Genomic DNA, 25676 nt, shown 5'->3' on the forward strand with positions numbered 1-25676 from the left:
GAAGCGGGGCGCGACAGATGGTGCAGTTTGCCTGGCGTCGAGACTTCTCCCAAACTCCCTCGCCCTCCTGCACGTTCCCGTGCGCTTTCGACCCATGCGCTTCGACAAGGCTTAAGCTGCTGAAAAACGCTTTTTGGCCTGTGTTGGAGTGGAAATCGTTCGCCATCTGACGAAATCCATATATTTTCGGGCGTTTCCGGGCCGATCTTCCGATTTCCGGCGCATAGCATGACACTTCAGAACTTTTTCAGCAGCCTTAAGCTCCTTGTCCTTCCGCGCGATGAACGCTCAGATCTCCGGCACGACGGACTGGCTCCGCTTGAGGCAACGCAGCGTGAAGCTCGACCGCGCATGGCGGATGCCCGGCACGCGGAACAGCTTCTGGCGGAGGAAGTCCTCGTATCCCCGTGTGCCATTGGCGGCGACCTTGATGAAATAGTCGTATTCCCCGGTGGTGAGATAGACCTCCAGCACCTCCGGCAGAGCGACCATGGCCTTGCCGAAGGCTTCGAGCGCGGTGTCATCATGGCGGTCGAGCATGACTTCGATGATGACCGTCTCCGCCATGCCGAGCCGCTCCTGATCCAGCACGGCGGTATAGCCCCGGATGTAGCCCTCCGCCTCCAGCCGACGGGTGCGCTGCCAGCAGGGGCTGGGCGAGAGGCCTATCTCCTCCGCGAGCTGGGCATTGGTCAGGCGACCGTTCCCCTGAAGGGCGCGGAGGATCCGGCGGTCGATTCGATCAAGGATGCGACTGGGTTCGGGCATGGTGTCCAAAGATGCTGCCGGGATTGGCGCAGATCGTGAAAGAAGCTTCTGACACAAAATCGCCATGCGCAAGGATCGGAATTTCCTTTTGGCCGCTCGGCATTATCCTCATACCGGGGAAAGGGGGCGGAGAGGAGCCGCCCGGCACGCCGTGGCCAACCCTTCCCATACCGCGCGACCGCGCCTTGAGGAGACGCCATGGACGATCTGCCGCCGCTCAGCCTGCATGTTCCCGCCCCGGAGGTCCGGCCGGGAGACAAGCCGGACTTCAGCCATGTGACGATCCCCCGCGCGGGCACGGTCCGGCGCCCCGCGATCGACGAGAATCCCGAGGATATGCGGGACATGGCCTTTACCATCATCCGGGTGCTGAACCGGCAGGCGGAGGCGGTCGGGCCCTGGGCCATCGAGCTGTCCGATGACGCGCTCCGCGACGGGCTCAGGCACATGATGATCCTGCGCGCCTTCGATGCCCGGATGCTGACGGCACAGCGCCAGCAGAAAACCTCCTTCTACATGCAGCATCTGGGAGAGGAGGCGGTGTCCTGCGCCTTCCGCAAGGCGCTGAACCCCGGCGACATGAATTTTCCCACCTACCGGCAGGCGGGATTGCTGATCGCCGGCGACTATTCGCTCCGCACGATGATGAACCAGATCTATTCCAACGCGGAGGATCCGATGCGCGGCCGGCAGATGCCGGTGATGTATTCGGACAAGCCGCAGGGATTTTTCTCCATCTCGGGCAATCTTGCGACGCAGTATATTCAGGCGGTGGGCTGGGCGATGGCTTCGGCCATCATGAACGACCGCAAGATCGCCGCGGCCTGGATCGGCGATGGCTCCACGGCGGAGAGCGACTTCCACGCGGCGCTGGTCTTTGCCTCCACCTACAAGGCACCGGTGATCCTGAACGTGGTGAACAACCAGTGGGCCATCTCCACCTTTCAGGGTATCGCGCGGGGCGGGTCGGGCACCTTCGCCGCGCGGGGGCTGGGATTCGGCATTCCCTCTCTCCGGGTGGACGGCAACGACTATCTTGCGGTGCTTTCTGTCGCGCGCTGGGCGGCGGAACGGGCGCGGCGGAACCTCGGGCCGACGATGGTGGAATATGTCACCTACCGGCAGGGGGCGCATTCCACCTCCGACGATCCCTCCGCCTACCGCCCGGCGGAGGAAAGCTCCGCCTGGCCACTGGGCGACCCGATCCTGCGGCTGAAGAATCATATGATCCTGAAAGGCATCTGGTCCGACGAGCGTCATTCCCAGGCGGAAGCGGAGATCATGGCTGAAGTCGTTGCCGCGCAGAAGGAGGCTGAAGCCATCGGTACGCTGCATTCCGGCCACCGCCCCTCCGTCCGCGAGATGTTCGAGGACGTGTACGAGACGATGCCGCCGCATCTGATGCGCCAGCGGCAGGAAGCGGGGTACTGAGCCATGGCGCGCATGACGATGATCGAGGCGCTGCGCGATGCGCTCGACGTGGCGATGGGCCGCGACAACCGCGTGATCGTGTTCGGCGAGGATGCCGGATATTTCGGCGGGGTCTTTCGTGTGACCTCCGGCCTGCAGAAAAAATACGGTCCGACGCGCTGTTTCGATACACCGATAAATGAATCCGGCATCGTCGGTGCTGGGATCGGCATGGCGGCCTATGGGCTTCGTCCGGTGGTGGAGATCCAGTTCGCGGATTACGTCTATCCCGCCTATGACCAGATCGTGTCGGAAGCCGCGCGGCTGCGCTACCGCTCCAACGGCGAATTCACCTGCCCCATGGTGATCCGCATGCCCACGGGCGGCGGAATCTTCGGCGGGCAGACGCACTCCCAGTCTCCGGAGGCGCTGTTCACCCATGTGACGGGGTTGAAGGTCGTCGTGCCGTCCAACCCGCAGGACGCCAAGGGGCTGCTGCTCTCCGCGATCGAGGATCCCGACCCGGTGGTATTCATGGAGCCGAAGCGGCTCTACAACGGCCCGTTCGACGGCCATCATGAACGCCCGGTCGCATCGTGGAAGAACCATCCCTTCGGAGAGGTGGAGCCCGGCCACTACACCGTTCCCTTGGGCAAGGCCGCCATCCGGCGGGAAGGCTCCGCCGTGACGGTGCTGACCTATGGAACCATGGTCCATGTGGCGGAGGCCGCGGCGGAGGAGACGGGCGTGGATGCCGAGGTGATCGATCTGCGCACGCTGCTCCCGCTTGATCTGGAGGCGGTGACGGCCTCCGTCCGAAAGACTGGTCGTTGCGTGATCGTGCATGAGGCCACGCTCACCTCCGGCTTCGGGGCGGAACTGGCGGCGCTGGTCCAGCAGGAGTGTTTCTACCATCTGGAGGCTCCCGTGCGGCGGGTTGCGGGATGGGATACTCCCTATCCGCATGTGCATGAATGGAGCTATTTCCCCGGGCCTGCGCGGGTCGGCGCGGCGCTCACCAGCATCATGGAGGCGTGAGCATGGGAACCCTGTCGATCAGAATGCCCGACATCGGCGAAGGCATCGCCGAGGCCGAGCTTGTGGAATGGCACGTGACACCCGGAGACATCGTGCAGGAGGACCAACCGCTCGCCGCCGTGATGACGGACAAGGCGACGGTGGAAATCCCCTCTCCCGCTTCCGGCAAGGTGGTCTGGCTTGGTGGAGAGGTGGGCGACAGCATCGCCGTGAAGGCGGAGCTGATCCGTCTGGAAGTGGAGGGAGAGGGGAATATCTCTGCCGATGCGGAGCCGCCGATGCGGGCGGCGAAAGCAGCGGAAGGAGGGAGCGGGGCGGACGAAGCGCTGCGCGCAGGTATGCCCGCCGAATCCGCTGCCGAATCCTCCGCCACCAAATCCCCGACTGCCAAAAACGGCGAGGCTTCGCGCGCGGCTCCAAGGTCCGAACCCCGGGGGCAGGGGCGCCCTGCGCCCGCCGCCGCTCTCCGGCCGGAGGGGGAGCGGCCGCTCGCCACGCCTTCCGTCCGCCAGAGGGCGCGGGAGGCGGGGGTCGATTTACGCTTCGTGCGCGGCTCCGGGCCGGCGGGGCGGATCACTCATGACGATCTCACCGCGCATGTGGAAGCAGGCGCGCCCGAGGGCCGTCCCGCTCATCGCCGCGACGGCTCCATCACGGAGGTGAAAGTCGTCGGTCTGCGCCGCAGGATCGCGGAGCGGATGCAGCTCGCCAAGCGCAATATCCCCCATATCAGCATCATCGAGGAGGTCGATGTCACCGGGCTGGAGGACTTGCGTGCCAAGCTCAACGCCGAAGGCAGGGGCGCGGCAAAGCTGACCCTCCTACCGTTCCTCATGAAGGCCATCGTGCGGGCGGTGCGGGAGCAACCCGCGCTGAACGCGCTCTATGATGACGAGGCGGGCGTCGTGCGGCAGTTCGGCGGCGTGCATATCGGCATCGCCACCCAGACGCCGAACGGGCTGATGGTTCCGGTGCTGCGTCATGCGGAGGCGCTGACGCTGCGCGAGGCGGCGGGGGAGCTGCTGCGGCTGGCGGAGGCCGCGCGCGACGGCAGCGCCACGCGGGAGGAGCTTTCCGGTTCCACCATCACCATCACCTCGCTGGGCCCGCTCGGAGCCATCGCGACCACGCCGATCATCAACCACCCGGAAGTCGCCATCGTCGGTGTCAACCGGATGCAGATTCGGCCCTTCTGGGATGGCTCGGAATTCGTGCCCCGCAAGATGATGAACATTTCCTGCTCCTTCGATCACCGGGTGATCGACGGATGGGACGCGGCGGTCTTCGTTCAGCGGCTGAAGACGCTGCTGGAAACGCCTGCGATGATTTTCGTGGAGGAATGACATGGCCGAACTGACCTGCAAGCTGCTCGTGATCGGGGCAGGCCCGGGGGGCTATGTCTGCGCGATCCGTGCCGGGCAACTGGGGGTGGACACGATCATCGTCGATCCTCGCAAGCCGGGGGGCACCTGTCTCAACATCGGCTGCATCCCGTCCAAGGCGCTGATCCACGCAGCAGAGGAATTCGCACGCCTTCGCACCTTCGCCGCGGAGGGGGCGCTGGGCATCACTGCCGCCAATCCCGCCATCGACCTTTCCCGCACGGTGGCGTGGAAGGACACAATAGTGCAGCGGTTGAACGGGGGCGTCGGGGCTTTGCTGAAGAAGGCCAAGGCGCGGCTGATCGAGGGCACCGCGCGTTTCGTGGATGGCAAGACCGTGGCAGTGACCACGGCGGAGGGCGAGAGCCATACCATCACCGCGGAAACCGTGGTGATCGCGACCGGCTCCGTGCCGGTGGAGCTGCCCTTCCTGCCCTTCGGCGGGGATGTCATCTCCTCCACCGAGGCGCTGTCGCTCAAGGATATCCCGCCGACGCTGGCGGTGGTCGGCGGCGGATATATCGGCCTCGAACTCGGCACGGCCTTCGCCAAGCTGGGATCGCAGGTCACGGTGGCGGGGATGGCCGACCGCATCCTGCCGCTTTACGACGCGGACCTTACAAAGCCCGTGGCGCAGCGGTTGCAGACGCTCGGCGTTCGGGTGCTCACCGGGGCGAAGGCGCGGGTGTTCGGCAACGGCCAGCTTACCGTGGAGACGGGCCGTGAGGTAGAGCAGATCGCGGCGGAGAAGGTGCTCGTGACCGTCGGGCGGAAGCCGCAGCTGGAAGGATGGGGGCTGGAGGAACTGTCGCTCACCCGGAACGGAAGGTTCCTCGCGGTGGATGACGGGTGCCGGACATCCATGCGCGGGATCTATGCGATCGGCGACGTGACGGGGGAACCGATGCTCGCCCATCGTGCGATGGCACAGGGGGAGATGGTTGCGGAGATCGTCGCCGGGGAGCGGCGCGTCTGGGACAAGCGGGTGATTCCCGCCGTGTGTTTCACCGACCCGGAGGTGGTGACCGCCGGCCTTTCGCCCGGGGAGGCGGAGGCGCAGGGCATCGCCACGCTGACCGCGAGCTTTCCCTTCGCCGCAAACGCGCGTGCGATGACGATGGAACGCGACGACGGCTTCATCCGTGTGGTGGCCCGCAAGTCCGATCACCTTGTCCTCGGCGTTCAGGCGGTTGGCCATGGCGTTTCGGAACTGGCGACGGCCTTTGGCCTGGCCATCGAGATGGGTGCGCTGCTGGAGGATGTGGCAGGAACGGTTCACGCCCATCCCACGCAGGGCGAAGGATTGCAGGAGGCCTGCCTTCGCGCGCTCGGCCACGCCCTGCACATCTGAGAAAATTAAACGAAGAAGCCGCGCCTTTTGGGAAGGCGCGGCTCAACATTTACTTCGGTCACTCAGAAAACGTTGAACAGATAAAGAATGATGATGAGGGGGATCGGAATACCGATCAGCCAAGCAAGTACGCCCTTCAATGGAGGCTCCTTAAGTCTATGGGTGCCTGTTCGCGCGCGTTTTACGTAGCAGTTGCCGTTCCACTCGAACCGGCACATCTCGCGAGACAAACTTCGGCACCGCTATTGCTGTAACAACGGCAGCGAGGGCGAGCAAAAAGGGAAGCGCTGTGGTCATCTGCTTCTGTCCTGCCTTATCCTTCTGTGAGTTAACGCGGCCCATTCGCCGTGGTTCCCCCCTCGGGTAAAAAACAAGTGCGGCATTGCCGATCTTGCATCGGGCTGCGGGATCGCTTCTTGTCCAGTGGTGCGCAGACAGCACATGCAAGCGGAGCAAGGCGTGGACAAGGCGTGGAACAGGTGACGGACAACGAGCACGAGAACAAGCGGGATCGGCAGATCCATCTCGTCCACCGCGCGGACCTGCGCCGCCCACCGCTGATCCCCTATTCTTCCCTTGCCCGGTGGCTTTTGGTCGGCGTCCTCGCAGCGTCGGTCTGGTTCTTTCATGACTTTCTGGTGCCGGTGCTGGCGGCGACGATCATCGCCTTTGCCACATGGCCCCTGCGGGTGCGTCTTCACGACAGGGTCGGGTTGGGGCGGACGCTGACGGGTGCGCTGCTCGTCCTGCTCATCGTGCTGTTTCTGGTGATCCCGATCATCATCGCGCTTGGTTATGCGGCGCGCGAGTTTCGGGAGTGGCTGTCATGGGCCATTCAGATCAATGCCGTAGGGGGACCGCCGCCCGACTGGTTAGACACTTTCCCCGTTATCGGAAGCTGGCTGGTCGAGCAATGGAACCAGCATATCGGGCGCCCAGGCGCGATCGGAGAGCTCGTTCAGGTGACGAGCGGTGCCAATATCGGCACGATCTATCGGGGCGTACTGACGGCAAGCTCCATGGCGCTGCATCTCGCGCTGGCGCTGATCTTCATGCTCATTACCCTGTTCGTGCTTTACCGCGACGGGGACAGGGTCGCGGCACAACTCGACATGATGGGGGAGCGGATCGTTCCCGGCAGATGGGAGCGGCTTTCGCGCATCATCCCGCGCACCATCTCCTCGACCGTGACGGGGATGACGCTCATTGCCATAGGGGAGGGCGTGATTCTCGGCGTGGCCTATTGGCTGGCGGGAGTGCCGTCCCCGGTCACCTTCGGCGTCATCACCGGCTTCATGGCATTGATACCGGGGGGGGCACCGCTCTCTTTCACGCTCATCTCCCTTTATCTGGTCGGCAGCGGTTCGGCCGGCGCAGGCGCGGCCCTGTTCATATGGGGTTGCGTCGAGCTGTTCATCGTGGACAAGACCATCCGGCCCGTGCTGGTGGGGGGGCCGGTGAAACTGCCGTTCCTGCCCACGTTCTTTGGCCTCATCGGTGGGGTAAAGACGCTCGGCATCGTCGGGCTGTTCGTGGGGCCGGTACTTATGGCGCTGCTCGTTTCCATCTGGCGAGAGTGGGCGCGGGAGATTGCGGCCCATCCTCTGCCTCAGAGCGGGGCACCGCAGGCTCCTTCCCGCCAGCATCCGCCTGACTGAACTTCCCTCCGTTTCCTGCTAAGAAATAATGCGGTCGTGCTGCAGTGCGGCATTACCGCATATTTTTTTATCACTTCGCGGCAGTCGCATCATGTTGTGAGAGGGAAACAAATATTTTCATGCTAAATTTTAAAAGATTTCTTTCTTTTAGAGAGACTTGTGTCACCATCTCCCTCGGGCGCCACGATGGCCCATGTGGAAGTTCTAAAATTTTCCGGGGGAATACCATGTCTGTAAAATCTCTTGCTTTCGCGACCGTTGCTGCGGTCGCTCTTTCGGCTGGCGCTGCGCTTGCAGCGCCCATTTATGCGACCGGCGTGACTTGGACGCCCGGCTTCGGCGATCTGAAGCCTTATCGGAGCAATCCTGATAATGCGCTTGGGACGCCCGATGGAAAATTCCTGTCGCTCGGCTACGGCGGCTTTGCCGACTTCACCTTCGGCAAAAGCTTCACCGGGCCGGGCGCGGTTATTGAGGTGACCTGGCTGCCGCGCGACACCTATCTCGAAACCGCGGAAGTGTGGGGCGGCGCGGCCGGCAGCTTCACCAAGATTGCTGAAATCACCAATTCCATGGAGACTATCGCCCTGTCGTTCAGCGGTATCTTCGATACCCTGCGCATCATCGACACGTCGCCGGTCATTCTCGGCCGCGGCCGCGACGGCTTCGATATCGACTCCGTCTCCGTATCTCCCGTGCCGCTTCCGGCTGCCGGCGTCCTCCTCGCTGGTGCGCTTGCTGGTGTGGCGGGCCTGCGCCGTGTGCGTCGCAAAGACGCCTGATCGGACTGACTTCTATAAAAAAGGCGGTGCCTCGGCGCCGCCTTTTTCTTTGCTTGCGGGGCTACGCATTTCCCGACATGTCGATTCTGTGGGGGGCCGGGCCGAAAGGATTGCATGAGGTTTCTAGTACTGCGCTGCCTTGCCGCGATTCCGACGCTATTCGCCGTTCTCTGCCTCGGCTTCATGCTGACCCGTCTGTTGCCGGGCGATCCTGCGGCTTTGTATGCAAGCCAGCCGGGGATGACGGAGGCGGAAACACGGGCCCTGCGGGCTGAACTCGCTCTTGATAAGCCACTGCCAGAGCAGTTCGGAGCCTATGTCACGGGACTGGCACGGGGGGATCTCGGCTATTCTCGCGCGACGGGCCGACCCGTTGCGGAGGAGATAGCGCGCCGCCTTCCTGCCTCGCTGGAGCTTGCCCTTTGCGCCCTTTTCCTGGCGCTGTCCTTTGGGGTGACTCTCGGAATCGCGGGCGCGCTCCGGCCTGAAAGCGGTATCGACAGGATCGGAAGCCTGCTGTCGGCGGTTTGTCTCAGCCTTCCCACCTTCGTGACTGCGTTGTTTTTGTCACATCTTCTATATGATGCGTTGGGTTGGCTGCCGGAGCCGGTGGGCCGGTTGGACCCCTTCCTGTCATTCCCTGAAAGGATTACAGGTTTCCTTATAGTGGACAGTCTCGTTGCGGGAGACGGGCGGGCTCTGGCTTCTGGTATCGGTCATCTGGTGCTACCCGCGATGACAATGGCAATCTTCGCGCTCGGCCCCATCGCCCGGATCACCCGGACAGCGATGGGGGAGGCCCTGTCGGCGGATTATTTCAGGGCGGGGCGCGCGCGCGGACTGGGGGTAGGCCGACTGGTTGGGAGCTATGCGTTCCGGAATGCCCTGTTGCCGATCACCACGACGGCAGGACTGACCTTCGCCTATCTTTTCGGCGCGAATGTGGTGGTGGAAAAGGTGTTTGCCTGGCCGGGGCTGGGGAGCTTCGCGATGGACGCGCTCGTCGCGCTCGACTATGCGGCATTGCAGGGCTTTCTGCTTGCCGTCGCCGCGGTGCTGATTGCCGCCAACCTGCTTGTTGATCTGGCCCATGCTCTCATCGACCCGAGGACGGCCCATCGCTGACCGACTGCCTCTCCTGTTGCTGGGCGGCTTCGTTCTGCTGGCGCTCATCGGGTCTTGGATCACTCCCTTCGATCCGCTGGCGACCGATGCGGCGCGGGCGCTGTCGCCGCCCTCGGCGCGGAACTGGTTCGGCACGGATCATGTGGGGCGGGACGTGTTTTCACGGACCATCGCTGCCGCGCGAATCGATCTCGGGATCGCGGCGGCGGCGGTAGCGCTGGCGGCAATACCAGGCACGTTTCTGGGGGCTCTGGCGGGCTTCCACGGCGGCTGGGCCGATGCGCTTCTGGGGCGGGTAAGCGAGGTGATGCTGGCGGTCCCGCTCTTTCTTCTCGCCATGGCGGTCGCTGCGGTCATGGGGCCGTCGATGAGCAGCCTCATTCTTGCCACGGCTCTGGTGAACCTGCCCTTCTACATGCGCCTTTCCCGGACGGAGGCCGCACGGCGGCGTAGCGCACCCTATGTGGAGGCGGCCCGTATCGGCGGCTCTGGCGAGGGGCGGATCCTGCGCCTCCTCCTCCTGCCCGAGATCCTGCCGGTGGTGGCGGTGCAAAGCTCGGTGAACCTCGGCTGGGCCATGATGAACGCGGCGGGGCTGTCGTTCCTTGGCCTTGGCATCCGGCCACCCACGCCGGAATGGGGTCTCATGGTTGCGGAAGGCACGCGGTTCGTGGCCTCAGGCGCGTGGTGGGTGGCAGCGTTTCCGGGTCTCGCGCTGATGTTGGCGATTCTGGCCTGCAACCTCTCGGGGGATCTCCTCCGGAGCTGGCTTGCGGCGCGGGGGCGGACATGAGCCTGCTCGAGGTCGAGGATCTCGCCGTGGCGGTGGGCGGACGGACCGTGCTGGCGGGGGTGTCGCTCACGCTTGCGCCGGGCGAACGGCTGGCTCTCGTGGGGCCAAGTGGGTCGGGCAAGTCGATGCTCGCCGCCGCCATCGCGGGGCTGTTGCCGGCGCGAGCGGCGCAGATGGGCGGCACGATCCGGTTCGGCGGGCAGACGCTGGCGGCGCCGCCGGATTGGCAGCCCCTTCGCGGGCGGCGGATCGGCATGGTGTTTCAGGAGCCGCGTGGGTCGCTGAACCCGCTGCTTTCCATCCGGGATCAGGTGGCCGACGTGGTCGCCCGCCACCAGCCCCTCCGGCCGAAGGAGGTCGCGGTGCGGGTGGCGGGGTTACTGGAGGATGTGCGCTTTCCGCCGGGTCTGGCGGATGCCCTGCCGCATGAACTTTCCGGAGGATTGTGTCAGCGCGCGGCGGTGGCTGCAGCGCTGGCGGGCGATCCCGCGCTGTTCATCGCCGATGAGGCGACGACCGATCTCGACACCCCCACACAGGCGGGGATCCTGGACCTCATTGACGAGGCGGCTCGGGCACGCGGCATGGCCGTGATGCTCATAACCCATGATATCGCGGTCGCGGCAGGGCGGTCGGACCGGGTCGCCGCGCTGGAAGCTGGCCGGATCGTGGAAACGGGCACCACGCGGGCAATGCTCACCACGCCGCATTCCGCGCTGATGCGGGGGCTGGTCGCGGCGGCGCGGCCCCGGGTCGCGCCCGCTCCGCCCGCAATCGGGGGTGAGGTGCTGCGGGCAGAGGGGCTGGCGCGGCGCTTCCGGTTGGCGCGCGGGGGCTGGGGCGGGACGCATATCGCCGCAGTGGAGGGCGCTGATCTGGCGCTGCGCGCTGGGGAGGCGGTCGGCCTCATCGGGCCGTCGGGCTCAGGCAAGACCACCTTGGCCCGGATGATCTGCAGGCTGGAGCAGCCCGATGGCGGGAGGCTGCATCTCATGGGCGAGGATGCGCTGGCTGTCCCCCTTCGCCGTTTCGCGCACCACCCTCTGCGCGTCGCCGTGCAACTGGCGCTTCAGGATGCACAGGGCGCCCTCCCTCCGCGCTGGACGGCCCGGCGTGCGATAGATGATCCGCTGCGCCTGTTGCGGCCCGCGCTCGGCGAGGCCGAGCGAGAGGGGCGGCTGCAGGAGGCCGTCCGGCTTGCCGGCCTGCCGGAGGTGTTGCTGGACCGTCCGTCGCACACCCTTTCCGGCGGGGAGAGGGCGCGCGTCGGCCTGGCTCGCGCCCTTGCACCCGAACCTGCGATTCTTGTGCTCGATGAGCCGACCTCCGCGCTGGATGCGACGCTTCGGGGAGAGCTGCTGGAGCGGCTGGACGCGCTGCGCCGGCAGCGGGCTCTGGCACTCCTGTTCATCAGCCATGACCTTTCCGCCGTCGCGCGGCTGTGCGACAGGGCGCTGGTCATGGAGGCGGGCCGCGTGGTGGAGGTGGGGCCCGTGGCGCGCCTGCTCTCTCATCCGCAGGCGGACTGCACCCGTGCCCTGGTGGCGGCGATGCCGATCCTCGCCTCCGAGCAGGTTGCTGCAGGGGCTCAGAACTCTCCTTGCTCCGAAAACCGGGAAATCGGGCCGCTATGATGCCGGGATGTGTCGATTTCGGCTGGATTTCGCCAGATGCGAACCAATTCCGGCGGCCGCGAAATTCTCCTAGTCCCGCGACAAGGTGCGCAGCTCCAGCATCCGGTGGAAGATGAAGCTGTAGCCCTCCACATCCCGGCGCATCGCGACATCCAGTGTCGGGTGCCACAGCAGGATGATCGGCATGTCTTCCTTCACCATCTGGATCATACGGGCCACATCAGCCTCATAGGTTGCCCTGTCGGTTTCGAACCGCGCCTTTTCCACCAGCTCCGCGAATTCCGCATTCTGGTAGTTGCCGAAGTTCCACCGCGTGGTCCCGGTGTAGAAGATGCGGAAGAAATAGTCCGGGTCGCGCAGGAAGGCGATGGAGGCTTCAAAGTAGAAGGGGACCTTCTTCTCCTGCAACAGCGAGCCGAGCTGCCCTGAGGGCACCTTCTGGATGGTGACGCGGATACCGATCTTGCCGAGCGCGTCCTGCAGCAGCAGCGCTACGGGCTCCGCCACGCTCGCCTGCGAAAGATCGTAGGAGAAGGTCGTCTCGAACCCGTCCTCCAGCCCTGCCTCCTCCAGCAGTGCCTTTGCCCGCTCCGGGTCCGTCACCGTGCCGAGCGGCTGCGGGAAGGACAGGTCGCCCTCCGGCGCGGGGCCGAACAGCGGGGCCCCCCGGTTGAAGAGGGCGGTGCGGAACATCTCCTCATAGGGCAGGGCATGGGCGATGGCCTGCCGGACGCGCACATCGTCGAAGGGAGCGATGCCGCCGTTCATGCCGATGAACTGGAAGGCGGCAGTAGGCATGCCCGCAACCTTCAGCTCCGGCTCCTCCTGAAGGCGGGCCACGTCGGGGGCGGGGATGTCCTGCACGATATCCGCATCCCCCTTGCGGAGCGCGGCGAGGCGGGTCTCGGGCTGTGGCACCGTCTGCCACAGCACGCGGCGGATTCCGGGGAGCGGGCCGCTTTTCCAGCCCTCGAAACGCTCGAAAAGCACGCGTTCGCCCAGAGCGGAATCCGCGACGCGGAAGGCGCCGCCCCCCGCCGGGTTCATGCGCAGCCATTCGGAGGCGAAGGGATCGGCCTCCGTCGCGTGCTGCCGGGCGAGGGCGGAGTTGACGATGATCGGATAGGTGAGGGCGAGGTTCGGCAGCGCCAGCCGGTCCGGCTGCGGCAGGTCGATGCGGAAGGTGTGGCTGTCCACCACCACGAATTGCGCGGGATCGGTCAGGGAGCCGGTGGCGAATTGCGACCTTCCGATCGGGCTGGCCAGAACGCGGTCGAGCGAGAATTTCACATCCTCGGCGGTGACGGGCGCTCCGTCGTGGAAGGTGGCGTCGGGCCGTAGCCGGAACAGGATCTGCCGCCCGTCTGCGGACACCTCGTAGCTTTCCGCCAGTTCGGGCCGGATGTCGTAATAGTCGAAGCTCGCGAAACCGTCGGGCTGCGGCTTGTAACCGAAGGTCAGCAGCCGGTCATAGACGTTCCAGGTGATCTGTAGCGCGTTCCGGTTCACCCCGGGGGAAAAGCTGTCGAAGGCATTGGGTGCACCTTCGGACAGGACGCGGAGATCCTGCCCGCGGTCCTGCGTCATAGCCCATTTGGCGGGCAGAACGGCAGCACCCGTTCCCATGGCGAGCGTGGCAAGGAAATGGCGTCGGTCCATGTATCTTTCCTCGGATGGACAGCCCGGCCCGGGCATTGTCGAGCTGCTGCTCGATTTCGTCTGCGATGTCGTCAGATTTCGGTCGCGAGGACCAGTTCAGCTAGAAGGTCGGGCGTCCTGGCCCCCTCGATGTTGGGGATCGGGAAAGTTCTTGCATTTGGAAAGCTCCGGAACGCGAGGGGGGCTCTCCCGGCCATTCGCGCGCCTTCGTTTCGCCGAAGCCTCTGGCGGGGGAGAAGCGGAACCCGGCATGAAAGCCGGATATGAAAAAGGCGCGGGGATGACCCAGCGCCTTTCGCGTTTCGCCGTCAGCGGCTGAACTTCTTGTACTTGACACGCTTCGGCTCCGCCGCGTCCGGGCCGAGGCGGCGGACCTTGTCTGCCTCGTAATCCTCGAAGTTGCCCTCGAAGAATTCCACGTGAGCATCCCCCTCGAAAGCGAGGATATGGGTGCAGAGCCGGTCGAGGAAGAAGCGGTCGTGGCTGATGATGACGGCGCAGCCCGCGAATTCCTCGATCGCCGCCTCCAGCGCCTGAAGCGTCTCCACGTCCAGATCGTTGGTCGGTTCGTCGAGCAGCAGCAGGTTGCCACCGGATTTCAGCAGCTTCGCCATATGGACGCGGTTGCGTTCGCCACCCGAGAGCAGTCCCACCTTCTTCTGCTGGTCCGCGCCCTTGAAGTTGAAGGCGCCGACATAGTTCCGGCTGCTGATCGTCGCGTCGCCCAGATGGATCAGCTCGGCCCCACCGGAGATCTCCTCCCAAACGTTCTTCTCGGGGTCGAGCGCGTCGCGGGACTGGTCCACATAGGACATCTTCACGGTGTCGCCTATGGTGACGGTGCCCTCGTCCGGGGACTCGTTGCCCGTCAGCATCTTGAACAGCGTGGATTTCCCCGCGCCGTTCGGGCCAATCACACCAATGATGCCACCCGGCGGCAGGGTGAAGGACAGGTTCTCGATGAGGAGCTTGTCGCCCATCGCCTTCTTCAGCCCCTCGACCTCGATCACCTTGCCGCCCAGACGCGGGCCGTTCGGGATGACGATCTGGGCCTTGCCCACCCGGTCCTTGACCGATTCCTCCACCAGCTTGTCATAGGCGGAGATACGGGCCTTGGATTTTGCCTGACGCGCCTTGGCGCCCGCGCGGATCCACTCCAGTTCCTTCTCCAGAACCTTCTGCTTGGCCTTGTCCTCCCGGGCCTCCTGCTCCATCCGCTTGGCCTTCTGCTCAAGCCAGTTGGAGTAGTTGCCCTCGTAGGGAATGCCGCGCCCGCGCTCCAGCTCCAGAATCCAGGAGGTGATATCGTCCAGGAAGTAGCGGTCGTGGGTCACGCAGAGGATCGTGCCCTTGTATTCGATCAGGTGCTTCTGCAGCCAGGCGATGGTTTCCGCATCGAGGTGGTTGGTCGGTTCGTCCAGCAGCAACATGTCGGGGGCTTCAAGCAGCAGCTTGCACAGCGCGACGCGCCGCCGCTCCCCGCCCGAGAGGGTGCTGACATCGGCATCGTCCGGCGGGCAGCGCAGCGCTTCCATCGCCACATCCACCTGGCTGTCCAGATCCCAGAGGTTCTGGCTGTCGATGAGGTCCTGCAGCTCCGCCATCTCCTCCGCCGTCTCGTCGGAGTAGTTCATGGCGAGGTCGTTGTAGCGGTCGAGGATGGCCTGTTTGGATTTCACGCCTTCCATCACGTTGCCGCGGACGTTCAGCTGCTCGTCAAGCTGCGGCTCCTGCGGGAGATAGCCCACGCGCGCGCCCTTGGCGGCCCAGGCCTCTCCGGTGAAGTCCTTGTCGATCCCAGCCATGACGCGCAGCAGCGATGACTTCCCCGCGCCGTTCACGCCGACCACGCCGATCTTGACCCCCGGCAGGAAGTTCAGGCGGATATTCTCGAAGACCTTCTTGCCACCCGGATAGGCCTTGGAGACGCCATCCATGTGATACACATACTGGTATGAAGCCATTTCCGTTCCCTTCGTGGCGCTTTGCCCCCCATCTAGGGGAGAAGCGGGCAAAGGACAATCGCGGAGCAGGGGCGGAACGCGGGGAAACCGCTGCCGCACGGGATGAAAACCGAAACGATCGCCCGCCGGTGCGGGCCGACTGTCGCCATCGGGGCGCATGTGTCGGCCATGTGACGCCGCTTGTGGATTGTGCGGGAGAAGGCTGCTAGGAGGCGATGCGTCCAGCGGAGACCTCCGTTTGTCCATGTATGGCTTTCCCCATGCCCGCCCAGGGCAGAAGATCGGCTTGCTCGGTGGTTCCTTCGACCCGCCGCACGCGGGTCATGTCCATATCACTCTGGAGGCGCTGAAGCGGTTCCGGCTGGACAAGGTGTGGTGGCTGGTCTCCCCCGGCAATCCGCTGAAGCGGGAAGGGCCGGCCCCGCTGCATCGGCGCATGGAGGAGGCGGGGCGCGTCATGCACCATCCCCGCGTCGTTGTCACCGATATCGAGGCGCGGCTCGGCACCCGCTATACGGCGGAGACGCTGAAGCGGATGCAGGCGATCTATCCCGGCGTGGATTTCGTCTGGCTGATGGGGGCCGACAATCTCGCCACCTTTCACCGCTGGGAAAACTGGCGCTGGATCATGGAGCATGTTCCGATCGGGGTCTTTGCGCGGCCCGGCAGCGGAATCGCGGCGCGCACCTCACGGGCGGCCAACCGCTACGCGGGGTTCCGCATTCCGCCCTCGGAAGCCGGGCGTCTGGCGCGGACCCATCCGCCCGCATGGTGTTTCCTCGACATTCCGATGCGGCCGATCTCCTCGTCACAGATTCGTGCGCGCGGGGAGTGGCGGCGGTGAGAGGAGCTTGCGGGATGCACGGCGCTGCATTTAACTCCCGCGGATGAACCGTTCTCCGTCTCTCAGCCGCCGTTCCCTGCTGGCGCTTCTGCTCGCCGCTCCCGCCGGGGCGGCCTGTGCCCGCGCGCCGGATACGGCGGCCCGCCCGCCGTCACGGCCGGGGCCTGACGATCTCGACGCGCTGCTGGCCCGCGCGCGGTTGGGGGCCGAGGTCTCTTTCCTGCTGGTCGATCCGGCGACGGGGGAGGTGCTGGACGCCCGCGACCCGAACGCCTCCCTTCCGCCTGCGAGTGTGGCCAAGACGATCACGACGCTTTACGCATGGGAGACGCTTGGCTCCGCTCATCGTTTCACCACGCGTCTGCTCGTCACCGGGCCGATTCGCGACGGGGTGGTGCAGGGCGACCTCATCCTCGCCGGGGGCGGGGATCCCATGCTCTCCAGCGATGATCTGGGAGATATGGCGGAGGCGCTGCGCCAGCAGGGTGTTCGCGGGGTGAAGGGCAGGTTCCTCACCTGGGCGGGTGCGCTGCCCTATATGGAGCAGATCGACCCGGCCCAGCCCGCGCATGTCGGCTACAATCCCGCCGTTTCGGGGCTCGATCTGAACTTCAATCGTGTCCAGTTCTTCTGGCAGCGGCAGGGTGGCGGCATCACCACCCGGATGGAGGCCACGGGAGACCGCTTCCGCCCGGAGGTCAGGATGGCCCGGATGCGTCTGGACGACCGCGACACACCGCTGTTCACGTTCAGCGGCGGCAAGGGCACGGACGACTGGACGGTCGCGGCACGCGCGCTGAACGCGAAGGGAAGCCGGTGGCTGCCTGTCCGCTCCTCCGCCGCCTATGCGGGCGAGGCATTTCGCGCGCTGGCCGCGCAAAGGGGCATCACGCTCGGTCCGCCCACCCCTCTCGCAGGTGTGGCCAAGGGCACGGCGCTCGTCACGCATTCGAGCGACGATCTCGCCGCCGTCGCTGCCGACATGCTCAAATTCTCCAACAACCTGACGGCGGAGACTCTTGGTCTGACCACCACGCTGGCGCGCGGGGGAAGGGCCGGCTCGCTCGCCAGCTCCGCAAGCGAGATGTCGGCCTGGGCGGCGGCCCGGTTCGGCGCCGCGGGGATAGACCTGGTGGATCACTCGGGCCTGGGCGGAGAGTCGCGCGTGACGGCGGCTGCCATGGTCCGGGTGCTCTCGGGTGGCGGCGTGCTGCCGACGCTGCTGCGCCGCTACGACCTGCCGGCGGGCTTCGGCCGCGGGACGCAGCCGGTGGAGGTGCGGGCCAAGACCGGGACGCTGAACTTCGCCTCCGGTCTTGCGGGCTATATCCTGACACCGGGCCGGCCGCTGGTCTTTGCGATGTTCATGGGGGATCTTGACCGCCGCCGCGCCCTCTCCCGGCAGGAGCGGGAAAATCCGCCGGGCGCGCTGGAATGGACCTCCCGCGCCCGCCGGTTTCAGCAGGAACTGCTCGCCCGCTGGATCGCGGTCAGCACCTGAACCGCTCTGTCAGAGGTGCCGGTAGCGCGCGCGCGCCCCGTATTCGATGGCAGCGGCATGGAGCCGGTCGATATCCAGCTCGTGGCGCATCTCCTGCAGCAGCCGCAGTTCCGTCTGCCGCGTGGCGCCGTCGGTCGCGGCCACATCGCAGGCGAGCGCATAGGCCGTCTCGCGCAGGCGCTCGGGCAGGAAGCGGCGGATCAGGCCGAAGAACGCGTCCAGCCCGTCCTCCTCCTCGAACAGGTCGAGCACCAGGCCGGAAACGAAGCCGATGCGGTCCGGGTCGTAATTCGCGAACACCGGTAGATGGCCCACGATATCCTCGATGGCCAGCAGTTCCGATGTCGGCATCTGCTGATCGGAGGCGGAGACGGCGACCATGACCGCGACGAGGCAGTCCTGTGGTGTCATTCCGGCGTCGTTCTCGGTCTTGGTAGCCACGGAGGTGCCTTCCTCGATTCGGGTTTCGCACTGCTTAGAGAGACGGCTTCTGTCCGGCAAGAGGCGGAGGCGCAACGCCAAGGGGTGCTTGACCGGAGCGCGGTGACGCGACATTAGGGTCTTTCCCCTGCGGGAAAGCCTGCGGGGCAGCATTTGACCCAGGCGCCTGCGCCGCGATTCGGGCGACCGCCCGCGTGGCCATGGCACCACCCTTCTGTCCGAAAGGAACGATCCCATGAGCGCCCTCAGAGACGCCGCGATGACCTCAAAGGCCTGGCCCTTCGAAGAGGCCCGCCGCCTGCTGAAGCGTTATGAGAAGGCGCCGCCGGAAAAGGGCTACGTGCTGTTCGAGACGGGCTACGGCCCCTCCGGCCTGCCGCATATCGGCACCTTCGGAGAGGTCGCACGGACCACCATGATCCGCCGGGCCTTCGAGGTGATCTCCGACATTCCGACGCGGCTCATCTGCTTTTCGGACGACATGGACGGCATGCGCAAGGTGCCCGAGAATGTGCCCAACCGGGAGATGCTCCAGCGCAACCTTCAGCGCCCCCTGACAGAGGTGCCCGACCCGTTCGAGGAGTTTCCTTCCTTCGGCGCTCATAACAATGCGATGCTGCGCCGGTTTCTCGACACCTTCGGGTTCGAATATGAGTTCATTTCGGCCACCGAATTCTACAAATCGGGGCAATTCGACGCGACGCTCCTGCGTGCGGTGGAGCGTTACGATGCCTTGATGAAGGTCATGCTGGCCAGCCTGCGGGAAGAACGCCAGCAGACCTATTCCATCTTCCTGCCGATCAGTCCCAAGACGGGCCGCGTGCTCTACGTGCCACTGAAGGAGGTGAACGCCAAGGACGGCACCATCACCTTCGACGACGAGGACGGCGAGGAGATGACCCTGCCCGTCACGGGGGGCAATGTGAAGCTGCAGTGGAAGCCGGACTTCGGCGCCCGCTGGGCCGCCTTGGGCGTGGACTTCGAGATGTATGGCAAAGACCACTCCACCAACACGCCGATCTATGATTCGATCTGCGAGATTCTCGGCGGTCGCAAGCCGGAACATTTCACCTATGAACTGTTTCTCGACATCAATGGCGAGAAAATCTCCAAATCCAAGGGCAACGGCCTGACCATCGACGAATGGCTGACCTACGCCTCGACGGAGAGCCTCAGCTATTTCATGTATCAGAAGCCGAAAACGGCGAAGCGGATGTCCTTCGATGTGATCCCGAAGGCGATGGACGAATATCACCAGCAGCTGCGCGCCTATCCGGGGCAGGATGTGGCCAAGCAGGTGGACAACCCCGTCTGGCACATTCACGGCGGCACCCCGCCCGAAAGCCATATGTTGGTTTCCTATTCGATGCTGCTGAACCTCGCCTCCGTGGCCGGGGCAAGCGACAAGTCCGGGCTGTGGGGGTTCATCCGCCGCTACGCGCCGGACGCCACGCCGGAAAAGAACCCTGATCTGGACGCGGCGGCGGAATATGCCGTGCGCTATTTCCGCGACTTCGTGAAGCCGACGCTGGTTTTCCGCCGCGCCGAAGGCAAGGAAGTTGCCGCGCTGGAAGATCTGCGCCGCCGTCTCTCGACTTGGGAGAGCGGTCAGGATGCGGAAGCGTTGCAGACCATGGTCTTTGCGGTGGGCACCGAACACGGGTTCGAGCCGTTGCGGAGCTGGTTCTCCACGCTCTACGAAGTGCTGCTGGGACAAGGTCAGGGCCCGCGCTTCGGCGGGTTCATAGCGCTCTATGGCATCCATGAGACGATCGCCCTGATCGACAGGGCGCTGGCGGGCGAACTGGCCGCCTGATCACCTCAGGTCTTCGGCCGTCAGCCGGAAGGCACGGCCGAAGCCACCATTGAGCGAGGCGCCCGTCGGGGTGAACACCACGAAGCGGAAATCCGGCAGATCGACATAGAGCGTCGACTTGGGGCGCAATGCCATCCAATGCGCCCGGAGGGCCTCGTGCTCCGCAGCCCCGCGGGCGATGAACCGGGCGGTGGCGGAGAGTGAGAGGCGCGGATGGGTAAGCGGGTCACCCTTCTGCCCCGGCTCGCCGATGAGCAGGCCAGCGCGCGGGTCAGCCGCCAAGGCGCGCGTATGGAGAGCCAGACCGGAGACGAGGCTTACCGGCAGGCCCTCAGGCGTGGTGGCGAGCGCGACCCGGCTCACCTGCGGACCTTCCTCCGTCACCACGGCGAGCGCGGCGAACCGCGCCGCGTCCATCAGGCCGCGCGCCAGCGCGCGTGCGTCGTCATCGGTGGGGCGCAGGACATCCTTCGCTTCGACCATATCGTTTCCCTCTCGCCGGGCCCGTTCTCGCATGGGGCGTTCGCCTGTCTGGGCTTGCCGGTGGGCTGGCGCGACTCGTGTCGTTATCCGCGCGCTCCCGCTTCTGCGCAAGTCGCCGCGCTTCGGTTTTCTGCGGGACAGCGGCATCCGGCGGAAATGAACATTCATAATACTGAATTGATGTGGAAAATTCATGCCGCGATGCAGAGGATTTACAGAAATCCGTTTTCATCGTGAAGAAATTTACAGAATTTTCGCGCTATAAAAAGGGTTTACGCGTTCGTTTACTTGGGATTACACTCCTGTGATTGGCGAGGTCCGGAGGGGCTGGCGAAAGCCGGTGGACGCGCGAGCCTGAGGAGGAACAATGTCGGCTCAGACAAAGGCGCAGCATGCGCAGGAATCGGAGACTCATGTCCCGTCGGCGGATTTCGTGGCGCAATCCCATGTGACCCCCGAGAAATATGAGGAACTTTATCGCGAGTCCATCGAAGATCCCGATGCCTTCTGGGGTCGGGAGGGCAAGCGGATCGACTGGATCGAGCCCTATACCAAGGTGAAGAACACCGACTTCACCTTCGGTAAGGTGTCTATCAAGTGGTATGAAGACGGGGTGCTCAACGCCTCTGTCAACTGCATCGACCGGCATCTCGCTACGCGCGGTCACCAGACGGCGATCATCTGGGAGCCGGACGATCCGAACCAGCCCGCGCTGCACATCACCTACAAGGAACTGTCCGAAAAGGTGAACCGCTTCGCCAACGTGCTGCTGAGCCAGGGCGTGATGCGGGGCGACCGCGTGGTCATCTACCTGCCGATGATCCCGGAGGCCGCCTATGCGATGCTCGCCTGCGCGCGGATCGGGGCGGTGCATTCGGTGGTTTTCGCCGGCTTTTCTCCGGACGCTCTTGCCAACCGGATCAACGATTCCGGCGCGAAGGTGGTCATCACCGCCGATACCGCCCCCCGCGGCGGCAAGCGGACGAACCTGAAATCCAACGCCGACATGGCGCTGCTCCATTGCTCCGACCGGGTGCGCTGCATGGTCGTCAAGCATACGGGCGATCAGACGACATGGATGGACGGCCGGGACGTGGACGTGAAGGCGCTGATGGAACACGCCAGCCCCGACTGCCCGCCGCGGCCGATGGGGGCGGAGGATCCTCTGTTCATCCTCTATACCTCCGGTTCCACGGGCAAGCCGAAGGGTGTCGTGCACACCACGGGCGGCTATCTCGTCTATGCGGCGATCACCCATGAGGTGACCTTCGACTATCACGAGGGGGACGTGTTCTGGTGCACGGCCGATGTAGGCTGGGTCACCGGGCACAGCTACATCCTCTACGGACCGCTTGCCAATGGCGCGACCACGGTGATGTTCGAGGGCGTTCCCACCTATCCCGATGCGGGGCGCTTCTGGGCCGTCTGCGAAAAGCACAAGGTAAGCCAGTTCTATACCGCGCCGACGGCGATCCGCGCGCTGATGGGGCAGGGGCCGGAATGGGTGGAGAAATACGATCTCTCCTCTCTCAAGTTGCTTGGCACTGTTGGCGAGCCCATCAACCCGGAGGCTTGGCACTGGTACGACAAGCACGTGGGCAAGGGCGCGCTTCCCATCGTCGATACCTGGTGGCAGACGGAAACCGGCGGCCATCTCATCACCCCGATCCCCGGGGCGATCCCGACGAAGCCCGGTTCCGCGACCAAACCGTTCTTCGGCGTGAAGGCGGTGGTGCTGGAGCCTGAAAGCGGCAAGGAAATCGACCGGGTGGAGTGTGAGGGCGTGCTTTGCATCGCCGACAGCTGGCCCGGACAGATGCGCACCGTCTATGGTGATCACGAGCGGTTCCAGGAGACGTATTTCCAGCAATACAAAGGCTATTATTTCTCGGGCGACGGTTGCCGGAGGGATGCCGACGGTTATTACTGGGTCACGGGCCGGGTGGATGACGTTCTCAATGTCTCCGGTCACCGCATGGGCACGGCGGAGGTCGAAAGTGCGCTCGTCGCGCATCCCGACGTCGCAGAAGCCGCCGTGGTCGGCTACCCGCATGAGATCAAGGGGCAGGGCATCTATGCCTATGTCACCCTGATGAACGGGGTCGAGGCGACGGATGACCTGCGCAAGAAGCTCATTCAGTTCGTGCGCACCGAAATCGGCCCGATCGCCAGCCCCGACGTGATCCAGTGGTCACCCGGCCTTCCCAAGACGCGCTCGGGCAAGATCATGCGCCGCATTCTCCGCAAGATCGCCGAGAACGACACCGGAAGCCTCGGAGACACCTCCACCCTTGCCGATCCGGGGGTGGTGGACGACCTCATTGCCAACCGCGCCAACAAGGGATGACCGTGGACACCGCGCCACGCCCCGTTGCCCCGCCCGTCCTCATCCTGCTGGGGCCTCCCGGTGCGGGGAAGGGAACACAGGCCCGGATGCTGGAGGAGCGTTTCGGCCTCGTCCAGCTTTCCACGGGCGACATGCTGCGCGCCGCGGTCGCCGCGGGGACGGAGGCAGGCCGCGCCGCGCAGGCGGTGATGGAAGCGGGCGGCCTCGTTTCCGACGAGATCGTCCTCTCCGTGCTGAACGAACGCCTCTCGGCGCCGGATGTGACGCGGGGGGTCATCCTCGACGGCTTCCCCCGGACGGAGGGGCAGGCCGCTGCGCTGGATGCGCTGCTGGCGGAGCGGGGGCAGCGGATCGACGCCGTGGTGGCGCTCGATGTCGATGACGCCGCGATGGTGGAGCGCGTCGCGGGACGCTACACCTGCGCCGGTTGCGGCGAAGGCTATCATGACAGCTTCAAGACCCCGGCCGTGGCCGGGACTTGCGACAAATGCGGCAGCGGAGATTTCAAGCGCCGCGCCGACGACCGTGCCGAAACCGTGGCCGCGCGGCTTGCCGCCTACCACGCGCAGACGGCACCGCTGATCGCCTATTACGACCGCCGGGACGTGCTTGAGCACATCGACGCGATGGCCCAGATCGGGGATGTCGCGGAGAGCCTCGTCGGCATCGTGGAGCGCGTATCGGCCTGACGGGAAGGCCTTCGGCCCGGAGGAGGGGCCGGAGGGTGGCGGTTTCGCCGGCAACCTGATGAGCAAGAAGGGACAGGGATCTCCCCGTCGCGGCAGCGCCGCGATGGTCTGGGGACGCATGTCTCCGATGAATTCTGCATGCCACGGAGGAGGATACAGATGGCGATGGCAGATACCACGGTGCGCGAGCGCGCCCGTCCCATGACGCGGGAGGAGAAGAAGGTCATTCTGGCTTCTTCCGCCGGGACGATCTTCGAATGGTACGACTTCTATCTTTACGGGTCGCTGGCGGCGATCATCGGGGCACAGTTCTTTTCCGCCTTCCCGGAGGCGACGCGGAACGTGTTCGCGCTGCTGGCCTTTGCGGCGGGCTTCATCGTGCGACCTTTCGGGGCGCTGGTCTTCGGCTCGCTCGGAGACATGATCGGGCGGAAATACACCTTCCTGATGACGATCCTCATCATGGGGATTTCGACCTTCATCGTGGGGATCTTGCCGGGCTATGAGTCGATCGGCGCGGCTGCACCGATCATCCTCATTGCGCTTCGCATGCTTCAGGGTCTCGCGCTTGGCGGCGAATATGGGGGGGCGGCCGTCTATGTGGCCGAACACGCGCCGCAGGGGCGCAGGGGCTTCTACACGAGCTGGATTCAGACGACCGCGACGCTTGGCCTGCTGCTGTCGCTGATCGTGATCCTGATCACCCAGAGCATCGTGAACAACAACTTCGCCACCGTGCCGCAAGTGATGAACGGCCAGCCCGTCCTGAACGCCGACGGCGTGCAGGTCATGCTCGACCCGTTCCGGGCCTGGGGCTGGCGGGTCCCGTTCCTTGCCTCCATCCTGCTGTTGGGCATCTCGCTCTATATCCGGCTCCAGATGGAAGAAAGCCCGGCCTTCAAGAAGATGAAGGAGGAAGGCCGCGCCTCCAAGGCCCCGATGCGCGAGGCTTTCGGCAACTGGAAGAACGGCAAGGTCGCGCTGATCGCGCTGCTGGGGCTGACGGCGGGTCAGGCGGTTGTGTGGTATTCGGGACAGTTCTACGCCCTGTTCTTCATCAACAACGTGGTCAAGGTGGATACCTTCACCTCCAACGTGCTGGTGGCCTGGTCTCTGATCCTGGGCACCGCGGGCTTCGTGTTCTTCGGGTCGCTCTCCGACCGTATCGGGCGCAAGCCGATTATCCTGGGCGGCTGCCTGATCGCGGCGATCACCTATTTCCCGGTATTTGAATACCTCACCAAGACTGCGAACCCGGCGCTCTACGCAGCTCAGGAAACACCCGTCACGGTGACGGCGGCGCCCAATGACTGCTCGTTCCAGTTCAACCCGACGGGCACCGCCAAGTTCACCTCGTCCTGCGACGTGGCAAAGGCGATGCTGGCGAAGAACTCCGTCAACTACTCGACGGTGGATGCGCCGGCCAACACGCTTGCCACGGTGGATATCGGCGGGACGGTGATCGCGTCGTATGACGCCTCCGCACCGGATGCGGCGGAACAGAAGAAGGCGTTCGAGACGGCGGTGAATACTGCGCTGCGCGGCGTGGGTTATCCGCTGACGGCCGCAGAGAACACGACTGTCGCAAAGGCTGCGCATTTCTTCGACATCTTTACGGCGCAGAAGCTCACGCTCGTGCTTATCCTGACCTACCTCATCCTGCTGGTGACGATGGTCTATGGCCCGATCGCGGCGGCGCTGGTCGAACTCTTTCCGACACGCATCCGTTATTCCGGCATGTCGCTGCCGTATCACATTGGTAACGGCTGGTTCGGGGGCTTGCTGCCGGCGACGGCATTCGCGATCAGCGCCCAGAGCGGAAACATCTACTCCGGCCTGTGGTATGCCATCGTCGTGGCGCTGATGACGGTGGTGATCGGGGCGATCTTCGTGCCGAACACGCACAAGCGGGATATCTTCTCGGACCGCGACTACCAGTAGGGTCCGCCAGTTCGGAAGGAAGGCGCGGCGGCTCCGGTCGCCGCGCCTTT

20 protein-coding genes are annotated in these 25676 nt (G+C 64.9%); 15 read left to right on the plus strand and 5 right to left on the minus strand.

What is annotated here, in order from left to right; translation table 11 throughout:
- Positions 1-288 precede the first annotated feature (288 nt).
- Positions 289-768: an Lrp/AsnC family transcriptional regulator gene (locus tag CG51_RS04905; protein ID WP_035742934.1), complete on the minus strand. Its 480-nt coding sequence runs from the start codon at positions 766-768 to the stop codon at positions 289-291.
- 198 nt (positions 769-966) lie between these two features.
- On the opposite strand from CG51_RS04905, the gene CG51_RS04910 reads away from it, so the two are divergent.
- The 9 genes from CG51_RS04910 to CG51_RS04950 all read left to right on the plus strand — a co-directional run bounded on the left by CG51_RS04910 (position 967) and on the right by CG51_RS04950 (position 11941).
- Entirely contained in the window at positions 967-2199 is a 1233-nt protein-coding gene (locus CG51_RS04910) for a 3-methyl-2-oxobutanoate dehydrogenase (2-methylpropanoyl-transferring) subunit alpha (protein WP_035742564.1), read from the plus strand.
- 3 nt (positions 2200-2202) lie between these two features.
- Entirely contained in the window at positions 2203-3216 is a 1014-nt protein-coding gene (locus tag CG51_RS04915) for an alpha-ketoacid dehydrogenase subunit beta (RefSeq protein WP_035742567.1), read from the plus strand.
- A 2-nt stretch (positions 3217-3218) separates the two neighbouring features.
- Positions 3219-4559 (plus strand): dihydrolipoamide acetyltransferase family protein, encoded by a 1341-nt coding sequence (locus tag CG51_RS04920; RefSeq protein ID WP_035742569.1) that lies wholly within the window; start codon positions 3219-3221, stop codon positions 4557-4559.
- 1 nt (position 4560) lies between these two features.
- Positions 4561-5949: a dihydrolipoyl dehydrogenase gene (gene lpdA, locus CG51_RS04925; protein ID WP_035742571.1), complete on the plus strand. Its 1389-nt coding sequence runs from the start codon at positions 4561-4563 to the stop codon at positions 5947-5949.
- A 518-nt stretch (positions 5950-6467) separates the two neighbouring features.
- Positions 6468-7607: an AI-2E family transporter gene (locus tag CG51_RS04930; protein WP_416171647.1), complete on the plus strand. Its 1140-nt coding sequence runs from the start codon at positions 6468-6470 to the stop codon at positions 7605-7607.
- 317 nt (positions 7608-7924) lie between these two features.
- The gene (locus CG51_RS04935) at positions 7925-8389 is read left to right on the plus strand and encodes a VPLPA-CTERM sorting domain-containing protein (RefSeq protein ID WP_143412843.1); all 465 of its coding nucleotides are present in this window, start codon (positions 7925-7927) and stop codon (positions 8387-8389) included.
- Between the two features lie 114 nt (positions 8390-8503).
- Positions 8504-9514 (plus strand): ABC transporter permease, encoded by a 1011-nt coding sequence (locus CG51_RS04940; RefSeq protein WP_035742576.1) that lies wholly within the window; start codon positions 8504-8506, stop codon positions 9512-9514.
- On the plus strand, positions 9480-10307 hold the full coding sequence (locus CG51_RS04945) for an ABC transporter permease (RefSeq protein WP_035742578.1): 828 nt from the start codon (positions 9480-9482) through the stop codon (positions 10305-10307). The genes CG51_RS04940 and CG51_RS04945 overlap by 35 nt, the downstream gene beginning before the upstream one ends.
- Positions 10304-11941 carry an ATP-binding cassette domain-containing protein gene (locus tag CG51_RS04950; RefSeq protein WP_035742581.1) on the plus strand — a complete coding sequence of 546 codons (1638 nt, stop codon included), beginning with the start codon at positions 10304-10306 and terminating at the stop codon, positions 11939-11941. The genes CG51_RS04945 and CG51_RS04950 overlap by 4 nt, the downstream gene beginning before the upstream one ends.
- A 69-nt stretch (positions 11942-12010) precedes the next feature.
- Here the strand turns inward: CG51_RS04950 and CG51_RS04955 are convergent, their stop codons facing one another.
- Together CG51_RS04955 and ettA are read right to left on the minus strand one after the other, a co-directional pair.
- Positions 12011-13600, minus strand: a complete 1590-nt coding sequence (locus CG51_RS04955; RefSeq protein ID WP_035742584.1) for an ABC transporter substrate-binding protein — start codon at positions 13598-13600, stop codon at positions 12011-12013.
- A 308-nt stretch (positions 13601-13908) separates the two neighbouring features.
- Positions 13909-15564 (minus strand): energy-dependent translational throttle protein EttA, encoded by a 1656-nt coding sequence (gene ettA, locus CG51_RS04960; RefSeq protein ID WP_035742587.1) that lies wholly within the window; start codon positions 15562-15564, stop codon positions 13909-13911.
- A gap of 244 nt (positions 15565-15808) precedes the next feature.
- Between ettA and CG51_RS04965 the strand changes: the two genes are divergently transcribed.
- Positions 15809-16408: a nicotinate-nucleotide adenylyltransferase gene (locus tag CG51_RS04965; RefSeq protein ID WP_051930054.1), complete on the plus strand. Its 600-nt coding sequence runs from the start codon at positions 15809-15811 to the stop codon at positions 16406-16408.
- 43 nt (positions 16409-16451) lie between these two features.
- Complete coding sequence (gene dacB, locus CG51_RS04970; protein WP_035742590.1) at positions 16452-17909, plus strand: D-alanyl-D-alanine carboxypeptidase/D-alanyl-D-alanine endopeptidase; 1458 nt, start codon at positions 16452-16454, stop codon at positions 17907-17909.
- Between the two features lie 9 nt (positions 17910-17918).
- Here dacB and CG51_RS04975 read toward each other — a convergent pair whose 3' ends face one another.
- Positions 17919-18320 carry a tellurite resistance TerB family protein gene (locus CG51_RS04975; protein ID WP_035742939.1) on the minus strand — a complete coding sequence of 134 codons (402 nt, stop codon included), beginning with the start codon at positions 18318-18320 and terminating at the stop codon, positions 17919-17921.
- 265 nt (positions 18321-18585) lie between these two features.
- On the opposite strand from CG51_RS04975, the gene CG51_RS04980 reads away from it, so the two are divergent.
- A complete protein-coding gene (locus tag CG51_RS04980) occupies positions 18586-20166 on the plus strand; it encodes a lysine--tRNA ligase (protein ID WP_035742600.1) in 1581 nt (526 codons plus the stop codon).
- Here the strand turns inward: CG51_RS04980 and CG51_RS04985 are convergent, their stop codons facing one another.
- Positions 20167-20649, minus strand: coding sequence for a HugZ family pyridoxamine 5'-phosphate oxidase (locus CG51_RS04985; RefSeq protein ID WP_035742602.1), 483 nt, complete (start codon positions 20647-20649; stop codon positions 20167-20169).
- Between the two features lie 367 nt (positions 20650-21016).
- Here CG51_RS04985 and acs point away from each other — a divergent pair, with 367 nt between their 5' ends.
- From acs to CG51_RS05000, 3 genes are all read left to right on the plus strand, one after another.
- Positions 21017-22996: an acetate--CoA ligase gene (gene acs / locus CG51_RS04990; RefSeq protein ID WP_035742604.1), complete on the plus strand. Its 1980-nt coding sequence runs from the start codon at positions 21017-21019 to the stop codon at positions 22994-22996.
- Positions 22993-23685, plus strand: coding sequence for an adenylate kinase (locus CG51_RS04995; RefSeq protein WP_035742606.1), 693 nt, complete (start codon positions 22993-22995; stop codon positions 23683-23685). Before acs ends, CG51_RS04995 begins: the two co-directional genes overlap by 4 nt.
- A 159-nt stretch (positions 23686-23844) precedes the next feature.
- Positions 23845-25626, plus strand: a complete 1782-nt coding sequence (locus tag CG51_RS05000; RefSeq protein ID WP_233141205.1) for an MFS transporter — start codon at positions 23845-23847, stop codon at positions 25624-25626.
- Positions 25627-25676: the final 50 nt, after the last annotated feature.

The organism is Haematobacter missouriensis (assembly GCF_000740775.1).
Lineage (GTDB): Bacteria > Pseudomonadota > Alphaproteobacteria > Rhodobacterales > Rhodobacteraceae > Haematobacter > Haematobacter missouriensis.